The sequence below is a fragment of the Streptococcus sp. GMD3S genome (genome assembly GCF_000298695.2).
In the GTDB taxonomy this organism is placed as follows: domain Bacteria; phylum Bacillota; class Bacilli; order Lactobacillales; family Streptococcaceae; genus Streptococcus.
In genome coordinates, this window is record NZ_AJRC02000003.1 from 1 (window position 1) to 19,088 (window position 19,088).

Consider the following 19,088-nt stretch of genomic DNA (forward strand, 5'->3'; position numbering starts at 1 on the left):
GTTTATTCCTGGAGTAAGTTTTCATTTTATCTATACAGATTTGATTAAAGTTCCTGGTTATATTTTTGATGGTTACCATGCTGTAAAAATTAAGGACATGCTTAATTTATTAAGTGAGTTGTATATTTGCATTATTCCAACTCATAATAAGTGCCAATTTGAAAATATTATTCCAACTAAAATACAAGATAGGGTGCGTTATCTTGACTATGATGGAGAAGACTTAGAAGAGTGGACTAAGAAAGTCTATCAAGTTGTTTTAAAACAATCAGATAAAGGATAGTTGAGGAAAAAACGATGAAAGTGATTGATCAAACTTTATTAGAAAAAGTCATTATTGAACGTTCTCGTCATAGCCATAAGGGAGATTACGGACGTCTGCTCTTACTGGGAGGGACTTATCCTTATGGGGGAGCTATCATCATGTCAGCCATTGCAGCTGTCAGAAGTGGGGCAGGGTTGGTGACTGTTGGCACGGATAAGGAGAATATCTCAGCCCTGCACAGCCATTTACCTGAAGCAATGGCTTTTTCTCTAAAGGATAAAGCATTACTAAAAGAACAGTTGGAAAAGGCAGAAGTTGTCTTGTTAGGTCCGGGTTTGCGAGAGGATGCATTTGGAGAAGAACTCGTAAAACGAGTTTTTGACAGTCTCAGAAAAGACCAGATTTTGATTGTAGACGGCGGTGCTTTGGGCATCTTAGCAAAAGGTCATTTGCCATTTCCATCTAGTCAGCTCATTCTTACTCCCCACCAAAAGGAATGGGAAAGACTGTCTGGTATAGTTCTTGAACATAAAAATACAGAGACGACTGCTAGGGCTCTTTCTTCTTTTCCTCAAGGAACAATTCTAGTTGAGAAGGGTCCAGCGACTCGTATCTGGAAAGCTGGCAAACCTGAATACTATCAACTGGAGGTTGGAGGTCCCTATCAAGCAACCGGTGGGATGGGAGATACTTTGGCTGGGATGATTGCAGGTTTTGCAGGTCAGTTTCCACATGTCAATCTCTATGAACGCGTAGTAGTAGCGACCCATCTGCACTCAGCCATTGCTCAAGAACTAGCTCAAGAAAACTACCTTGTCTTGCCAACAGAAATTAGCAAGCTCCTCCCCAAAACAATGAAAAAAATATCTCAAAAAGGCAGCTAATACCTTGGTTGTCTTTTTATGTTGATGTAGCTTTGTTGATAAGGTTTTCAAATACCTCAGAACCAGCGACCAACTGCAGAACTTGCGTGAAATTCTCACTTTTAAGGTCTTGATTTTTAGTCAAACTAGCAATTAAAGCGAGATTGTTATCAAAGTTGAGGGATGTCAAATCATGCTTTTTTTGATATAATTTTTAATGATGAATGCGAGAAATGATCGGTATGTGGTCGTTGATTTAGAGGCGACCAGCACCGGAAGCAAGGCAAAAATTATTCAAGTAGGCATTGTGGTGATTGAGAATGGCGAGATCGTCGATCAGTATGCGACTGATGTCAATCCTCACGAACCCTTGGATTCTCATATCAAAGAATTAACAGGTCTAACCGATCAACGCTTGGCTGCGGCACCAGAATTTTCTCAGGTGGCTGGAAAAATTTTTGAATTGGTTAAGGACGGTATTTTTGTTGCGCACAATGTACAGTTTGATGCTAACCTTCTTGCAGAATTCCTCTTTTTTGAAGGATATGAATTGCGCACACCGCGGGTGGATACTGTTGAGTTAGCCCAAGTTTTATATCCTCAGTTTGAAAAATACAATCTAGGTATCCTTTGTCAAGAGTTGGGAATTGAACTAGAACAAGCCCACGCTGCCCTGTCTGATGCTCAGGCAACAGCTGAACTCTTGCTTTACATGCGTCAAAAACTTTTTGAGTTACCAAAAGGGCTTTTAGAAAGCTTGTTAGACCTTGCAGACAACCTTCTCTATGAAAGTTATCTGGTGATTGAGGAGGTTTACCAGCAGCAATCTCTCTTGTCTTCGCCAGACTTGATGGAACTCCATGGACTTTTCCTGAGAAAGGAAAGTCAAGCATTAGTACCACGCAAGTTATCCAAAGATTTTGCTAAAAACATTTCTTTATTGGGGCTGGAGGAGCGTCCGCAACAGTTGGAATTTGCGGAGAAGGTTGAGCACTTATTGGAAGAACACCAGATTTCCTTTGTCCAAGCTCAAACGGGACTGGGCAAGACTTATGGTTATCTCCTCCCAGCTTTGAACTTGGAGAGTCAAACAGGTATCCTAGTGAGTGTTCCGACCAAAATTCTTCAAAATCAAATCATGCAAGAAGAAGGTCAGCGCTTAAAAGAGGTCTTCCATCTGGAAATTCATAGTCTCAAGGGGCCTCAAAATTACTTGAAACTGGATGCTTTTCACCAAGTCCTCCATCGACCAGAGTCCAATCGCCTTTTCACACGCTTTAAAATGCAACTGCTCATCTGGCTAACGGAGACAGAGACTGGTGATTTGGACGAAATCGGGCAACTTTATCGCTACCAGCACTTTCTGCCAGAACTAGTCCACGATGGCAAGCTTTCAAAGAAAAGTTTATTTGCCACAGAGGATTTTTGGAAACGAGGGCAGGAAAAGGCCAAGACCAGTCGCGTTCTCTTGACTAATCATGCCTATCTGGTCACACGTTTGGAAGACAATCCAGAGTTTATCGACAACCGTTTGGTGATCTTGGATGAAGCTCAAAAAATGCTGCTAGCCCTTGAAAATCTAGCCCAGCAGGCTTACCGCCTTGAGGAACTTGTAACTCAAATTGAAAAGTCCTTAGAGTCAGAGGAAGATTTGGTTCAGAAACGCTTGCTTGAGAGTATAGGTTTTGAATGTCGTTACTTGATGGAGCACTATCAGTCAGGCCTTAAGAATGGAAAGTGGTTGGATTCTCTCGAACACTTGCGCCAGCATTTTTCGGAGTTAGCTCTCCCAGAGTATCGAGAGCTTGCAAACTTTTTCACCTCGGACCGTGAATTTTGGCTTGCTACAGCAGAGAAATCGAGCAAGGATGTCTTGATTTGTTCAAGCAAAAAAGGCCGCTTTATACTAGCAGACCTATTGCCAGAAGATTGTAGACTTCTAGGAGTATCGGCCACTCTTGAAATCAGCAATCGGGTTTCCCTAGCAGATTTATTGGGCTTTTCAGAAGCTCCACTTGTTAGGCTTGATGTAGCAAAGCAGGAGCAACAAGAAGTCTTTCTAGTCAATGACTTTCCTCTTGTGACAGAAGTTTCGCCTTTTGACTATGCTAGTGAAGTGGCTTCTGTCATTCGAAGCTTACAAGCCTTTCAAGAACCCTTATTGGTCTTGTTTACCTCAAAAGAAATGTTGCTGGCAGTTTCGGACCTGCTCGACCAACCGCATCTAGCTCAGTATAAAAATGGGGAACCAAGCCAACTGAAAAAACGTTTTGAAAAGGGCGAACGCCAGATCTTGCTTGGAACAGGTAGTTTCTGGGAAGGGGTTGATTTTTCAACCCATCCTTGCGTGATTCAAGTGATTCCGAGATTGCCTTTCCAAAATCCCCAAGAGCCTTTAACCAAAAAATTAAACCAAGAACTGCGTCAAGAAGGGAAAAATCCTTTCTATGATTATCAGTTGCCGATGGCGATCATTCGGCTAAAACAAGCTCTGGGCCGTACTGTTAGAAGATCTGACCAAGGTTCGGTTGCTGTTATCTTAGATAGTCGTGTCGTTAGCAAGCGTTACGGCAAACAAATCGCTCAGGCCTTGTCAAAAGAAAGGGCTGTTCAGGTTCTTTCTAGAGAACAGCTAGAGCCTGCTGTAGCTGATTTTCTCCAATCTCGTTGCAATAGAATGAAAGAAAAATCCAAGAAAGAGAAAAGGTAAAAAATATGAAACGTTCCTTCGACTCTCGAGTCGATTATAGCCTCCTCCTACCAGTGTTTTGTTTACTGGTGATTGGAGTAGTGGCCATTTATATAGCAGTTAGTCATGACTATCCAAATAATGTATTACCAATTCTAGGTCAGCAAATCGCATGGATTTCCTTGGGCCTTGTCATTGGTTTTGTGGTCATGTTCTTTAATACCGAGTTTTTATGGAAGGTGACTCCCTATCTTTATGGTCTAGGGCTAGCTTTGATGGTCCTACCTCTTGTTTTCTACAATCCAAATCTTGTAGCGTCAACAGGTGCCAAGAACTGGGTATCGATTGGTGGAACGACACTTTTCCAGCCATCGGAATTCATGAAGATTTCCTATATCTTGATGTTGGCTCGAGCCATTGTAAGATTCACTCAAAAACACAAGGAATGGCGACGGACTATTCCCTTGGATTTCCTACTGATTGGTTGGATGATTGCCTTTACCATCCCAGTCTTGATCCTCTTAGCCCTACAAAGTGACTTGGGGACTGCCTTGGTCTTCGTAGCTATTTTTTCCGGTATGGTTCTCCTTTCAGGTGTTTCGTGGAAGATTATCATTCCTGTTTTTGCGACAGGAGTGACTGCTGTTGCAGGCTTCATGGCCATCTTTATAAGCAAGGATGGACGTGCCTTCTTGCATCAGATTGGGATGCCAACTTACCAGATCAACCGCATCTTGGCTTGGCTCAATCCCTTTGACTTTGCACAAACAACAACATATCAACAGGCGCAGGGACAAATTGCGATTGGAAGTGGTGGCTTGTTTGGACAAGGTTTCAATGTGTCCAATCTCCTCATTCCAGTACGCGAGAGTGATATGATTTTCACAGTAATTGCGGAAGATTTCGGCTTCATTGGTTCAGTATTTGTCATTGCTTTGTACCTACTTCTTATCTATCGGATGTTGAAGATTACGCTCAGATCAAATAACCAGTTCTATACCTATATTTCGACTGGCTTTATCATGATGCTGCTCTTCCATATATTTGAAAATATTGGCGCAGTGACTGGCTTGCTTCCTCTGACAGGGATTCCTTTACCTTTCATCTCTCAAGGGGGGTCCGCAATTATTAGTAACCTTATCGGAGTTGGTCTCCTCTTATCTATGAGTTACCAGACCAATCTAGCTGAAGAAAAGAGTGGGAAGATTTCATTCAAACGAAAGAAAGTCGTCCTAAAACAAATCAAATAAGGAGGCCACTATGGCAACAGTAGCAGTTATTTTAGCCCAGGGTTTTGAAGAAATTGAAGCCTTGACAGTAGTCGATGTCTTGCGTCGAGCAAACATTTCTTGTGATATGGTAGGATTTGAAGAGCAGGTGACAGGGTCACATGACATTCAGGTAAAAGCTGACCGTATCTTTGATGGTGATTTGTCCGACTATGACTTGGTCGTTCTTCCAGGAGGTATGCCAGGCTCAGCTCACCTACGGGATAATCCAGCCCTCATTTCACAGATTAAAGCCTTTGACCAAGCTGGAAAGAAAATTGCTGCCATCTGTGCAGCCCCAATCGCTCTTCATCAAGCAGGTGTCCTGAAAGACAAGCACTTTACTTGTTATGACGGAGTTCAGGAGCAAATTACTGACGGAATTTATCAAAAGCAAACAGTGGTTGTGGATGGCAATCTAACAACTAGCCGAGGACCGTCAACCGCACTTGCCTTTGCCTATGAGTTGGTAGAGCAGTTGGGAGGGGATGCTGAAAGTTTACGAGACGGCATGCTCTATCTAGATGTCTTTGGAAATCAACAGTAAGACGAGAGTTCGGCTCTCGTTTTTTAATTTACTCCATGTCTAAAAAATGTTTCATATGATTGTCTTGCGATTTTATATCAAACTTTTATAAATCAATCAAGATTCGTTTAACATAAGAAGGAATCTATCTCTAGAAATGTTAGTGTTTTCAAGTTGTTAGATAGAATAGTTCAGATTTCTACTGAAATCAATAGATTCATGAAAAGATATAATATTCAATAAATGCTATATTAAACGGTCTTATCATGCGAATTAATCTGCTTGTATTAATTTGAAATATAAAGTACTTTCTCTGTAATATAATTGAAACATGTTACTAGTATATTAAAATTAGTAAGAATTTTTTGCATATACGAAACTGGGGGAGTGATATGTTGAAAGCATTTGGAAAAATATTCAAAGTCATTAGAGAATCAAAAAAAATGTCCCTGAAAGAGGTAGCTGCTGGTGATATTTCCGTAGCTCAGCTATCCCGTTTTGAACGGGGAGTTAATGGGATCACACTTGATTCTTTTTATTGCTGTTTAAAAAATATGGCCGTTTCCCTAGAGGAGTTTCAGTATGTTTACCATAATTACATTGATTCAGATGATGTGCTGTTTTCAAAAAAAGTAGCTGATGCATATCAGGAAAACAATGTTGTCAAGCTCCAAAATATTTTGTCAAGCTCAGAAGCTTTGACCGAACAGTTTCCTGAGAAGAAAAACTATAAACTCAATACGATCATTGTCAGAGCTCTTCTGTCTTCCTGTTGCTCAGATTTTCAGATTAGCAAGAAGGATATAGAATTCCTGACGGATCATCTCTTTTCTGTTGAGGAGTGGGGACGTTATGAACTCTGGCTTTTTACAAACAGTGTTGATTTGATGACCTTGGAAACGTTGGAAACCTTCGCTAGTGAGATGATCAATCGTACCCAGTTTTATAACAACCTACCTGAAAATCGCCGCCGTATTATCAAGATGCTACTTAATGTCATTAGCGTCTGTATAGAAGGAAACCATCTGCTAGTTGCTATGAGGTTTCTCAATTATCTCGACCACTCTAAAATCCCTGAAACAGATCTATATGATCGAACGCTGATTAAGTATCATAGGGCTCTGTATGCCTATAAGGTCGGGAATACTAATGCTCTCAGTGATATCGAGCAATGCCTATCTTTTTTTGAATTTTTAGATTCCTTTGGTGTTGCCCAAAAGCTTAAAGAACAGTTTGAAAGAATTTGCCTTTCATAGTTGTAGATGTGCAACAAAAAAAGATCATTTTGAAAAATATACTAGAATAAGGGCATAACTTTATACTAAATTCAGAAGGAGGTTTTATGATGGAGAAAAAGATTCATTATAAGATGCATAAAGTTAAGAAAAACTGGGTAGCCATTGCTTTGACTACCTTGGCCCTTATTGTAGCACCAAAGGTACTTGGTCTAGAACCAGGCGTTGTCCATGCGGATGATGTAAAGCAGGTTGTGGTTCAAGAACCTGCTACAGCTCAGACTAGTGGTCCGGGTCAGCAAACTCCAGCCCAAGCTAACGTAGCTTCTGAGAAAGAAGCAGAAAAAGCAACCCCTGCAGACAAGGTGACAGGCGATGTTGCTGCTAGTGAAAAACCTGCTAAACCAGCAGAAAATACGGAAGCAACAGTTCAAACCAATGCTCAAGAGCCTGCTAAACCAGCAGATACGAAAGAAGCATCTACAGAAAAGGCTGCTGTTGCAGAAGAAGTTAAAGCTGCTAATGCAATCACAGAAACTCCTAAAACAGAAGTAGCAGAGCAGAATAAACAAGCAAGGCCAACAACTGCCCAAGACCAAGAAGGCGACAAACGAGAAAAATCGGCTGTTGAAGACAAGATTGTTGCAAATCCAAAGGTTGCAAAGAAAGATCGCTTGCCCGAACCTGCTCAAAAACAAGGAGCAGTAGCTGAAAGAATGGTGGCAGATCAGGCTCAACCTGCACCTGTAAATGCTGACCATGATGATGATGTCCTATCTCATATTAAGACCATTGATGGTAAAAATTACTATGTTCAGGACGATGGTACAGTTAAAAAGAACTTTGCAGTTGAACTTAATGGTAGAATACTTTATTTTGATGCAGAAACGGGTGCCTTAGTTGATTCAAATGAATATCAGTTCCAACAAGGAACCAGCAGTCTCAATAATGAATTCTCCCAAAAGAATGCTTTCTATGGTACGACTGACAAGGATATTGAAACTGTAGACGGTTATTTGACAGCAGATAGCTGGTATCGTCCAAAGTTCATCTTAAAAGATGGAAAAACATGGACGGCATCGACAGAAACAGACTTACGTCCTCTTTTGATGGCTTGGTGGCCTGATAAACGTACTCAGATTAATTACCTCAACTATATGAACCAGCAAGGTCTGGGAGCAGGTGCTTTTGAAAACAAAGTGGAACAAGCTCTCCTGACAGGTGCTTCTCAGCAGGTTCAGCGCAAAATTGAGGAAAAAATTGGTAAAGAAGGCGATACCAAATGGTTGAGAACGCTGATGGGTGCCTTTGTCAAAACCCAGCCAAACTGGAATATCAAGTCAGAGTCTGAAACAACTGGTACTAAAAAGGACCACTTGCAGGGTGGAGCTTTGCTTTATACTAATAATGAGAAGAGCTCTCATGCTGACTCTAAGTTCCGTCTGCTTAACCGTACCCCTACTAGTCAAACAGGTAAACCTAAGTACTTCATTGACAAGTCAAACGGTGGTTATGAGTTCTTGCTCGCTAACGACTTTGACAACTCTAATCCAGCTGTTCAGGCCGAACAACTCAACTGGTTGCATTTTATGATGAACTTTGGAAGCATCGTAGCCAATGATCCGACTGCTAATTTTGATGGAGTTCGTGTCGATGCGGTGGACAATGTCAACGCAGACTTGCTCCAAATCGCATCTGACTACTTCAAGTCTCGCTACAAGGTGGGAGAAAGTGAAGAAGAAGCCATCAAGCATTTGTCTATCTTGGAAGCTTGGTCTGATAACGATCCTGACTACAACAAAGATACTAAAGGTGCTCAACTAGCAATTGACAACAAGCTACGCTTGTCCTTGCTTTATTCATTCATGCGTAATCTATCTATCCGTAGCGGAGTAGAGCCTACGATTACAAATAGTCTAAATGACCGTTCTTCTGAAAAGAAAAATGGCGAACGGATGGCTAACTATATCTTTGTTCGGGCTCATGACAGTGAAGTACAAACTGTTATTGCTGACATCATCCGAGAAAATATCAATCCAAATACGGATGGTTTGACCTTTACCATGGATGAACTCAAGCAAGCCTTCAAGATCTACAACGAAGATATGCGCAAGGCAGACAAGAAGTATACGCAGTTCAACATCCCAACTGCCCATGCCCTCATGCTCTCCAATAAAGACTCTATCACTCGGGTCTACTATGGTGACCTCTATACCGATGATGGTCAATACATGGAGAAAAAATCTCCTTACCACGATGCTATCGATGCCTTGTTGCGTGCTCGTATTAAGTATGTAGCAGGTGGACAAGACATGAAAGTCACATATATGGGTGTACCTCGTGAGGCTGATAAATGGTCTTACAATGGTATTTTGACTTCTGTGCGCTACGGTACTGGTGCCAATGAAGCAACAGATGAAGGAACAGCAGAAACTCGTACTCAAGGGATGGCTGTTATTGCTTCTAACAACCCTAACCTGAAACTGAACGAATGGGATAAACTGCAAGTCAATATGGGAGCAGCCCACAAGAATCAATACTATCGCCCTGTGCTTTTGACGACCAAAGATGGTATTTCCCGTTATCTAACTGACGAAGAAGTGCCGCAATCGCTCTGGAAGAAGACAGATGCTAATGGTATTTTAACCTTTGATATGAATGATATTGCAGGCTACAGCAATGTACAGGTTTCTGGATATCTGGCTGTTTGGGTACCAGTTGGCGCTAAGGCAGATCAGGATGCTCGTACAACAGCAAGCAAGAAGAAAAACGCTAGTGGTCAGGTCTACGAATCTAGCGCAGCCCTTGATTCTCAGTTGATTTACGAAGGATTTTCTAACTTCCAAGACTTTGCAACCCGCGATGACCAATATACTAATAAAGTCATTGCTAAAAATGTCAACCTCTTCAAGGAATGGGGAGTAACTTCATTTGAGCTACCACCTCAGTATGTATCTAGCCAAGACGGTACTTTCTTAGATTCTATCATTCAGAATGGTTATGCCTTTGAAGACCGCTACGATATGGCGATGAGCAAGAACAATAAATATGGTTCTTTAAAAGATTTGCTCAATGCTCTTCGTGCGCTTCACAGTGTCAATATCCAAGCCATCGCAGACTGGGTACCAGACCAAATCTATAACCTACCAGGTAAGGAAGTGGTAACAGCAACACGTGTCAATAACTACGGAACCTACCGTGAAGGTTCAGAAATTAAGGAAAAACTCTATGTAGCTAATAGTAAGACCAATGGGACTGATTTCCAAGGTAAATACGGTGGAGCCTACTTGGATGAGCTTAAAGCCAAATATCCAGAGATCTTTGAACGAGTACAGATTTCCAATGGTCAAAAGATGACAACAGATGAGAAGATTACCAAGTGGTCGGCTAAGTACTTCAATGGTACCAATATCTTAGGTCGTGGTGCTTACTATGTTCTTAAAGACTGGGCTAGCAACGACTATCTTACTAACAAAAATGGCGAGATAGTATTGCCTAAGCAATTAGTTAATAAGAATGCTTACACAGGATTTGTTAGTGATGCCAATGGTACTAAGTTCTATTCAACTAGTGGTTATCAAGCTAAAAATTCCTTTATCCAAGATGAAAATGGAAATTGGTATTATTTCGATAAACGAGGTTATCTAGTAACAGGTGCTCATGAAATTGATGGCAAGCACGTTTATTTCTTGAAGAATGGTATTCAACTTCGTGATTCTATCCGTGAAGATGAAAATGGTAATCAGTACTACTATGATCAAACTGGTGCCCAAGTTCTCAACCGTTACTACACTACTGATGGTCAAAACTGGCGTTACTTTGATGCCAAGGGCGTTATGGCTCGAGGTCTTGTCAAGATAGGAGATGGACAGCAATTCTTTGATGAAAACGGCTATCAGGTTAAGGGCAAGATTGTGAGTGCTAAAGATGGCAAACTTCGTTACTTTGACAAGGATTCAGGAAATGCTGTTATCAATCGTTTTGCTCAAGGTGATAACCCAAGTGATTGGTACTATTTCGGAGCAGATGGAGTTGCAGTGACAGGTCTTCAAAAGATTGGTCAACAAACACTTTACTTTGACCAAGATGGCAAGCAAGTCAAGGGTAAAATCGTGACACTTTCAGATAAGAGTATCCGTTACTTTGATGCCAACTCAGGAGAAATGGCGGTCGGCAAGTTTGCAGAAGGTGCCAAGAGCGAATGGTATTACTTTGACCAAAATGGTAAAGCAGTAACAGGTCTTCAAAAGATTGGCAAACAAACACTTTACTTTGACCAAGATGGCAAGCAAGTCAAGGGTAAAGTAGTAACTTTGGCTGATAAATCCATCCGTTACTTTGATGCCAACTCAGGAGAAATGGCAGTCGGCAAGTTTGCAGAAGGTGCTAAGAACGAATGGTATTACTTTGACCAAACTGGTAAAGCAGTGACAGGCCTTCAAAAGATTGGCAAACAAACACTTTACTTCGACCAAGATGGTAAGCAAGTCAAGGGTAAAATCGTGACACTTTCAGATAAGAGTATCCGTTACTTTGATGCTAACTCAGGAGAGATGGCAACCAACAAGTTTGTCGAAGGTTCCCAAAATGAGTGGTACTATTTTGATCAAGCTGGAAAAGCAGTGACAGGCTTGCAGCGGGTCGGTCAACAGACTCTCTATTTCACGCAAGACGGCAAGCAAGTCAAAGGAAAAGTTGTTGATGTGAATGGAGTTAGTCGATATTTCGATGCCAATTCAGGGGATATGGCTCGAAGCAAATGGATTCAACTTGAAGATGGAAGTTGGATGTATTTTGACCGCGATGGTAGAGGTCAAAACTTCGGAAGAAACTAATCGAATTTAGCTCAATAAAAATCAAGCTTTAGCTGATGATATACAAAAACGATAACACCTTAAAAGGACGTTATCGTTTTTTGCCTGTTTGGAGAATAAATTACAATTGAAAAGAAAGAAGGAATCATTGGGAACTGTAATGAATTAACAAGGGACTCCATATTGGAATAATCTTTTTCTGCTTTCTAATGTGATATTCAAAGCAATGAGGATTCTAATTTTAAAGTTTTGAAATCCAAAAGCGTTTCGTTTGCGAACAATGACGCGGTTGTTAGTAGTTTCTATTTTTTAATTTGTACATTTGAGATAAGAAAGATTTTGCTTGATTATTTATAGAGGAGCTATTCTTCACAAAAAGGCTCCATAGATGCAATCGTGTTTTACTCTCTATAGAAATTATAGAGCCGAAAAATCTAGGAAATCATCGCTTTTTTCATAAAAAAATGGTATAATGAAGGGTATGAAATATCACGACTATATATGGGATTTAGGTGGTACCCTATTGGATAATTATGAGACTTCTACTGCAGCCTTTGTAGAAACCTTAGCCCAATACGGAATAGAGCAAGAACACGACCGAGTCTACGAAGCTTTGAAGGTTTCGACAGCTTTTGCCATCGAGAAGTTTGCACCAGATATCGAGGATTTTTTAGAGAACTATAAAGAAAATGAAGCGCGTGAGCTAGAACATCCAGTTTTGTTTGAGGGAATTCCAGAATTACTCAAAGACATTTCGGACAAGGGTGGTCGCCATTTCTTGGTTTCTCATCGAAATGACCAAGTACTAGAACTTCTTGCTAAGACCCAGATAGCCAACTACTTCACCGAGGTGGTGACTGCCAGTTCTGGCTTTAAACGGAAACCAGATCCTGAGTCCATGATTTATTTACGTGATAAATATCATATTACATCTGGTTTGGTCATTGGTGACAGAAATATTGATGTAGAAGCAGGTAAAGCTGCTGGCTTAGATGCCTATCTTTTTAATAACGTTGCGACATTGAGACAAGCAATAGACATGTAAGAAAAGGGAAAAAATGACAGAAGAAATCAAAAATCAACAGGCACAGGATTATGATGCCAGTCAAATTCAAGTTTTGGAGGGACTTGAAGCTGTTCGTATGCGTCCAGGTATGTATATTGGATCAACTTCAAAAGAAGGTCTTCACCATCTAGTATGGGAAATCGTTGATAACTCAATTGACGAAGCTCTAGCTGGATTTGCCAGTCACATCCAAGTCTTTATAGAGCCAGATAATTCCATCACCGTTGTGGATGATGGGCGTGGAATTCCTGTTGATATTCAGGAAAAAACAGGACGTCCCGCTGTTGAGACTGTCTTTACAGTTCTTCACGCTGGAGGAAAATTCGGCGGTGGCGGATACAAGGTTTCAGGTGGATTGCACGGTGTAGGTTCATCAGTAGTAAACGCCCTCTCAACTCAACTAGATGTTCATGTCCATAAAAACGGTAAGATTCATTACCAAGAATACCGTCGTGGTCATGTTGTTGCTGATCTTGAGGTGGTTGGAGATACGGATAAAACGGGAACAACAGTTCACTTCACACCAGATCCAGAGATTTTTACAGAAACAACAACTTTTGACTTTGAAAAATTAAACAAACGTATTCAAGAACTAGCCTTTTTGAACCGAGGCCTTCGAATCTCCATCACAGATAAGCGTGAAGGTCTCGAACAGACTAAACATTACCACTATGAGGGTGGGATTGCTAGCTACGTTGAATATATCAACGAGAACAAGGATGTGATCTTTGATACACCAATCTACACAGACGGTGAGATGGATGATATCACAGTTGAAGTAGCCATGCAGTACACAACCGGTTACCACGAAAACGTCATGAGTTTCGCCAATAACATTCACACCCATGAAGGTGGTACGCATGAGCAAGGTTTCCGTACGGCTCTGACACGTGTTATCAATGACTATGCCCGCAAGAATAAACTACTAAAAGACAATGAAGATAACCTAACAGGGGAAGATGTCCGTGAAGGCTTGACTGCAGTTATCTCAGTTAAGCATCCAAACCCGCAGTTTGAAGGACAAACCAAGACCAAACTGGGGAATAGTGAAGTAGTCAAGATTACCAATCGCCTCTTCAGCGACGCCTTCTCTGATTTTCTCATGGAAAATCCACAGATTGCTAAGCGTATCGTGGAAAAAGGGATTTTGGCTGCCAAGGCTCGTGTAGCTGCAAAGCGTGCGCGTGAAGTCACACGCAAGAAATCTGGTTTGGAAATTTCCAATTTGCCAGGAAAACTAGCAGACTGTTCTTCTAACAACCCTGCTGAAACCGAACTCTTCATCGTCGAAGGAGACTCAGCTGGTGGATCAGCCAAATCTGGTCGTAACCGTGAGTTCCAGGCTATCCTTCCAATTCGTGGTAAGATCTTGAACGTTGAAAAAGCTAGCATGGATAAAATCCTTGCCAACGAAGAAATTCGAAGTCTTTTCACAGCCATGGGAACAGGATTTGGTGCAGAATTTGATGTCACTAAGGCTCGTTACCAAAAACTCGTTTTGATGACCGATGCCGATGTTGATGGAGCCCACATTCGAACACTCCTGCTAACCTTGATTTACCGCTACATGAAACCAATCTTAGAGGCTGGTTATGTCTACATTGCCCAACCACCGATTTATGGGGTTAAAGTGGGAAGTGAGATCAAAGAATACATTCAACCTGGTGCAGATCAAGAAATTAAACTCCAAGAAGCCTTAGCACGTCATAGTGAAGGGCGTTCAAAACCAACCATCCAACGTTATAAAGGTTTGGGAGAAATGGATGACCACCAATTGTGGGAAACAACCATGGATCCTGAACATCGCTTGATGGCGCGTGTTTCGGTAGATGATGCTGCCGAAGCAGATAAAATCTTTGATATGTTGATGGGGGATCGAGTAGAACCTCGTCGCGAATTTATCGAAGAAAACGCTGTTTACAGTACACTTGACGTCTAAAAAATGTGGGAAATAGTTCCCTTGGTTTAAAAAATATGATATAATCATTACGATTGTTTCTAGTATAAAAGGAGTTTGATATGTCTAATGGACAACTAATTTATCTAATGGTTGCGATTGCAGTCATTCTGATCTTAGCTTATGTAACAGCTATCTTTTTACGTAAGCGTAATGTAAGCAGATTAACGGCCCTTGAAGAAAGAAAAGAAGAACTCTACAACCTTCCTGTAAATGATGAGGTTGAAGCCGTTAAAAACATGCACTTGATTGGTCAAAGTCAGGTGACCTTCCGTGAATGGAACCAAAAATGGGTTGATTTATCTCTGAATTCATTTGCTGATATTGAAAATCACCTCTTTGAAGCTGAAAGCTACAATAATTCTTTCCGTTTTTTCAAAGCTGCTCACAAGATTGATCAAATTGAAAGCCAAATTGGCTTGATTGAAGAAGATATTGCAGCTATTCGCAATGCCCTTTCTGAACTTGAAAAACAAGAATCTAAGAATAGTGGCCGTGTCCTTCATGCTTTGGACTTGTTTGAATCCCTTCAACATACTGTTGCAGAAGATTCGGAGAAATATGGGAAAGCCCTTCCTGAGATTGAGAAACAATTGGAAAACATCCAATCTGAATTCTCTCAATTTGTTACCCTAAATTCATCAGGTGACCCGGTTGAAGCGGCAGCAATTCTTGATTCAACTGAAAATCATATTCTCGCTTTGACACACATCGTTGAGCGAATTCCAGCTCTTGTTGAAACCTTGACAAAAGAACTGCCAGAACAATTAGCAGATTTGGAAGAAGGCTATCGCAAGCTGTTGGATGCCAACTACCACTTTACAGAAACAGATATCGAGTCTCGTTTCCAACTTTTGCATGAGTCTTTGAAAAATAATCAAGAAAATATTCGTCAGTTGGAATTGGACAATGCAGAGTATGAAAATAATCGCATCCAAGAAGAAATCAACGCACTTTATGATATCTTCACTCGTGAAATTGCAGCTCAAAAAGTGGTTGAAAGTCTTCTTGCTACATTACCAACTTATCTCAACCACTTGAAAGAAAATAATCAGGTGCTTGTTCAGGACCTTGAACGCTTGACTAAAACCTACCTTCTTCCTGAAAGTGATGGCAATCATGTTCGTCGTCTTCAAGCAGAATTGGCTGCACTTGATACAGCTATCTTAGAGGTAACAGAAGACCAAGGCGAGCCAACTCAAGCCTTCTCTGTTCTTGAAGAACAGTTGGAAATGCTTCAAAGCAACCTCAAGGATATAGAGGATGAGCAAATCTCTGTTAGCGAACGACTTGCGCAAATTGAAAAAGACGACCTCAATGCTCGCCAAAAAGCAAATGTCTATGTGAACCGTTTGCATACTATCAAACGTTACATGGAGAAGAGAAACTTGCCAGGTATTCCTCAAAGTTTCTTGAAACTTTTCTTTACTGCAAGTCATAACACAGAAGATTTGATGGCAGAGTTAGAACAACCACAAGTGAATATTGAATCGGTTAAACGAATTCTTGAAGTCGCAACAAATGATATGGAAGCACTTGAAACAGAAACCTATGATATCGTTCAATATGCAACCTTGACTGAGCAACTACTCCAATACTCAAACCGTTACCGTTCATTTGATGAGCGTATCCAAGAGGCCTTCAACGAAGCGCTTGAAATTTTTGAAAAAGAGTTTGACTACCAGGCGTCATTTGAAAAAATTTCACAAGCCTTGGAAGTTGCTGAACCAGGAGTCACAAACCGTTTTGTAACTTCATATGAGAAAACACGTGAAACGATTCGTTTCTAAACGAGAAGCTTAGATATTTCTAAGCTTTTTTATTTTTCTAAAAAGAAATCAGAATTCTTGTTTATCATTGAAATAATAGCCTCGATTTGATATGATGGAAATATGAAAAAAAATAGAGCGAAACGTGTTTCTCACGATAAAACGAGAAGGCTATTGCTTTCCCTTGTTGGAATCTTAGGAATTGCTACGATTCTATTAGGAAGTGCTATTGGTTATAAGCTACTACAAAAGCAATCTTACGAACAAAAAATTGAAGCGCTAAAAAGCGAAAAGGACCAGCAATTCAACTCAGGTAGTCAGAAGGACCATTTCCGAAAAGGTCAAGCTGAGGTGATTGCCTACTACCCTCTGCAAGGAGAGGAAGTCATTGCGTCTGTTAGAGAAAAAATCAACCAGGATATTAAAGAAAAGCTGGAAGATAAAGAGGACTTGGTCTTTTATTATAGTGAGCAATTGGATCCCGTCTTAAAGGGAGTTGTTGCTCGTAATATCAGCAAGCAAGTCTACGATTTGTCTGCATCAAAGGTTGAAGAAAAAGAAAAGACTTCTTTAGGGAAAATTTTCTTGACCGAAGATGGGAAAGCTTTTGACCTCAGTAAACTCTTCAAAGATGCAAGTAAGGCTAAGGAACTCTTACTGAGTCAAATCAAATCAACTCTAGAAGATAAGAAACTTGACCAGGCAAAAATTGATCAAGTTATAAAGAGCTTCACAGACCAAGAATTGACATCTTGGAGCTTTGATTATAAGGATAGTCAAATCATCCTTTATCCTGCTAATGCTGGAGAGACTGTTGAGGAAATTGCTTTGCCCATATCCAGTTTCTTTGATGTCATTGAGTCTTCTTATCTATTAGAAAAGGATGCTGAACTTTACCAAGCATACTTTGCTAAGAAAAACAAAAAGGTTGTAGCCTTGACCTTTGATGATGGTCCAAATCCTACTACAACCACGCAGGCTTTGGATACTTTAGCTAAATATGGTGTAAAAGCAACCTTCTTTGTACTTGGTAAAAACATTGCAGGTAATGAAAATCTTCTGAAACGAATGAAATCTGAAGGTCATGTTGTAGGAAACCACAGCTGGAGTCATCCTGTTCTTTCACAACTTTCGCTCGAAGATGCTAAAAAGCAAATTACTGATACAGAAGATTTGTTAACTCAAGTTTTAGGATCAAGCTCTAAACTGATGCGCCCACCTTATGGTGCCATCACTGATGATATTCGAAACGGCCTTGATTTAAGCTTCATCATGTGGGACGTGGATAGTTTGGACTGGAAGAGTAAAAACGAGACAGCCATTTTGACAGAGATTCAACGTCAGGTTCGCAATGGTTCTATCATCCTCATGCATGATATCCATGGTCCTTCAGTTAATTCCCTACCAAGTGTCATTGAGTATTTAAAGGGTGAAGGGTATACATTTGTGACCGTTCCTGAATTGCTCAATTCTCGCTTAAAAGCTCACGAGATCTATTACGATCGTGATCAATAATTGTTAAAATCTAAAGGGGCAAGTGTTCTGATAATCAGGATTTTGTTTCTTTAGATTTTCTTCACATAGAAAGGAAAAACGATGAAATCTTATACCCTTAATAATGGAATTTCAATTCCTGTACTAGGATTTGGAACATGGAAAGCTGAAAATGGAGAGGTAGCCTACCAAGCCGTTTTAGAAGCCTTAAAGGATGGTTATCGACATATCGATACTGCAGCTATCTATAAAAATGAGGAAAGTGTTGGTCGTGCTATTCGAGATAGCGGTATTCCAAGACAAGAAATCTTTGTAACGACCAAACTCTGGAATACCAATCACAGCTATGATGAAGCTCGCCAAGCATTTGAAGAATCAATGGAAAAACTGGGATTGGATTATCTAGATTTGTACCTTATCCATTGGCCAAATCCAAAACCTTTAAGAGAAAATGACGAATGGAAAACTCGCAATGCTGAAGTCTGGAGAGCGATGGAGGATCTTTACCAAGAAGGCAAAATCCGTGCTATCGGCGTTAGTAATTTCCTTCCTCATCATTTGGATGCCTTGCTTGAGACAGCAAGAGTCATTCCAGCGGTCAATCAGGTGCGCTTGGCACCAGGAGTTTATCAAGAGGAAGTGGTTGACTACTGTAGAGAGAAAGGAATTCTCTTAGAGGCTTGGGGGCCATTTGGACAAGGAGAGTTGTTTGAACAGAAAGAAGTCCAAGAAATTGCTGCGAAGCATGGGAAATCAGTGGCTCAAATTGCCTTGGCTTGGAGTTTGGCAGAAGATTTTTTACCCCTACCTAAGTCAGTGACAGCCTCTCGTATCCAGAGCAATCTTGACTGTTTTGGAATTGAACTCAGCAAAGACGAGCGAGAAGTCTTAAAGACAATTTTAGTGACTTCGGGCGCACCTCGTGTGGATGAGATGGATTTTTAGTTTGTGAAATCTATTTATACTGAAATAACAAAGACTAGGAATTTTAAATTCTAGTCTTTTTGTGTATAAAAAATCTAAATTGTTTGTATAATGAAATAATTTTATGGATTGAAATATAGGAATGAATTTAAAAAAAACTGTGGTTTGATGGAGCAAATAACACGAATGATAAAATTAAATAAGTAAAATATATACGT

At 40.5% G+C, this 19,088-nt stretch carries 11 protein-coding genes and 1 pseudogene; all 12 read left to right on the forward strand.

Going from position 1 to position 19,088, the window contains the following annotated elements; genetic code table 11:
- A pseudogene (locus GMD3S_RS0201865) lies at positions 1-283 on the forward strand (phosphate ABC transporter ATPase); the annotation flags it as partial.
- A gap of 14 nt (positions 284-297) precedes the next feature.
- Complete coding sequence (locus GMD3S_RS0201870) at positions 298-1,149, forward strand: NAD(P)H-hydrate dehydratase (RefSeq protein WP_000863089.1); 852 nt, start codon at positions 298-300, stop codon at positions 1,147-1,149.
- Between the two features lie 199 nt (positions 1,150-1,348).
- Entirely contained in the window at positions 1,349-3,838 is a 2,490-nt protein-coding gene (locus tag GMD3S_RS0201880; protein WP_025172945.1) for a bifunctional DnaQ family exonuclease/ATP-dependent helicase, read from the forward strand.
- A gap of 5 nt (positions 3,839-3,843) precedes the next feature.
- Positions 3,844-5,067 (forward strand): FtsW/RodA/SpoVE family cell cycle protein, encoded by a 1,224-nt coding sequence (locus tag GMD3S_RS0201885; protein WP_000830418.1) that lies wholly within the window; start codon positions 3,844-3,846, stop codon positions 5,065-5,067.
- A 10-nt stretch (positions 5,068-5,077) separates the two neighbouring features.
- Positions 5,078-5,632, forward strand: a complete 555-nt coding sequence (locus tag GMD3S_RS0201890; protein WP_000246650.1) for a DJ-1 family glyoxalase III — start codon at positions 5,078-5,080, stop codon at positions 5,630-5,632.
- Positions 5,633-6,003: 371 nt separating this feature from the next.
- The gene (locus GMD3S_RS0201895; protein ID WP_000909920.1) at positions 6,004-6,867 is read left to right on the forward strand and encodes a helix-turn-helix domain-containing protein; all 864 of its coding nucleotides are present in this window, start codon (positions 6,004-6,006) and stop codon (positions 6,865-6,867) included.
- 86 nt (positions 6,868-6,953) lie between these two features.
- Positions 6,954-11,681: a glycoside hydrolase family 70 protein gene (locus GMD3S_RS0201900; protein WP_000970253.1), complete on the forward strand. Its 4,728-nt coding sequence runs from the start codon at positions 6,954-6,956 to the stop codon at positions 11,679-11,681.
- A 460-nt stretch (positions 11,682-12,141) separates the two neighbouring features.
- The gene (locus tag GMD3S_RS0201905) at positions 12,142-12,705 is read left to right on the forward strand and encodes an HAD-IA family hydrolase (RefSeq protein ID WP_008278047.1); all 564 of its coding nucleotides are present in this window, start codon (positions 12,142-12,144) and stop codon (positions 12,703-12,705) included.
- A gap of 13 nt (positions 12,706-12,718) precedes the next feature.
- Complete coding sequence (gene gyrB / locus GMD3S_RS0201910; protein ID WP_000134074.1) at positions 12,719-14,665, forward strand: DNA topoisomerase (ATP-hydrolyzing) subunit B; 1,947 nt, start codon at positions 12,719-12,721, stop codon at positions 14,663-14,665.
- An 80-nt stretch (positions 14,666-14,745) separates the two neighbouring features.
- Complete coding sequence (ezrA, locus tag GMD3S_RS0201915) at positions 14,746-16,473, forward strand: septation ring formation regulator EzrA (protein WP_000064804.1); 1,728 nt, start codon at positions 14,746-14,748, stop codon at positions 16,471-16,473.
- Positions 16,474-16,575: 102 nt separating this feature from the next.
- The gene (pgdA, locus tag GMD3S_RS0201920; RefSeq protein WP_000742163.1) at positions 16,576-17,967 is read left to right on the forward strand and encodes a peptidoglycan-N-acetylglucosamine deacetylase PgdA; all 1,392 of its coding nucleotides are present in this window, start codon (positions 16,576-16,578) and stop codon (positions 17,965-17,967) included.
- Between the two features lie 81 nt (positions 17,968-18,048).
- Positions 18,049-18,891 (forward strand): aldo/keto reductase, encoded by an 843-nt coding sequence (locus tag GMD3S_RS0201925; RefSeq protein ID WP_000844560.1) that lies wholly within the window; start codon positions 18,049-18,051, stop codon positions 18,889-18,891.
- Positions 18,892-19,088: the final 197 nt, after the last annotated feature.

What these genes read in the sequence shown, in the direction of transcription:
- GMD3S_RS0201870 (WP_000863089.1), top strand. Translation starts at nt 298, where the DNA reads ATGAAAGTGATTGATCAAACTTTATTAGAAAAAGTCATTATTGAACGT.
- GMD3S_RS0201880 (WP_025172945.1), top strand. Translation starts at nt 1,349, where the DNA reads ATGAATGCGAGAAATGATCGGTATGTGGTCGTTGATTTAGAGGCGACC.
- GMD3S_RS0201885 (WP_000830418.1), top strand. Translation starts at nt 3,844, where the DNA reads ATGAAACGTTCCTTCGACTCTCGAGTCGATTATAGCCTCCTCCTACCA.
- GMD3S_RS0201890 (WP_000246650.1), top strand. Translation starts at nt 5,078, where the DNA reads ATGGCAACAGTAGCAGTTATTTTAGCCCAGGGTTTTGAAGAAATTGAA.
- GMD3S_RS0201895 (WP_000909920.1), top strand. Translation starts at nt 6,004, where the DNA reads ATGTTGAAAGCATTTGGAAAAATATTCAAAGTCATTAGAGAATCAAAA.
- GMD3S_RS0201900 (WP_000970253.1), top strand. Translation starts at nt 6,954, where the DNA reads ATGATGGAGAAAAAGATTCATTATAAGATGCATAAAGTTAAGAAAAAC.
- GMD3S_RS0201905 (WP_008278047.1), top strand. Translation starts at nt 12,142, where the DNA reads ATGAAATATCACGACTATATATGGGATTTAGGTGGTACCCTATTGGAT.
- gyrB (WP_000134074.1), top strand. Translation starts at nt 12,719, where the DNA reads ATGACAGAAGAAATCAAAAATCAACAGGCACAGGATTATGATGCCAGT.
- ezrA (WP_000064804.1), top strand. Translation starts at nt 14,746, where the DNA reads ATGTCTAATGGACAACTAATTTATCTAATGGTTGCGATTGCAGTCATT.
- pgdA (WP_000742163.1), top strand. Translation starts at nt 16,576, where the DNA reads ATGAAAAAAAATAGAGCGAAACGTGTTTCTCACGATAAAACGAGAAGG.
- GMD3S_RS0201925 (WP_000844560.1), top strand. Translation starts at nt 18,049, where the DNA reads ATGAAATCTTATACCCTTAATAATGGAATTTCAATTCCTGTACTAGGA.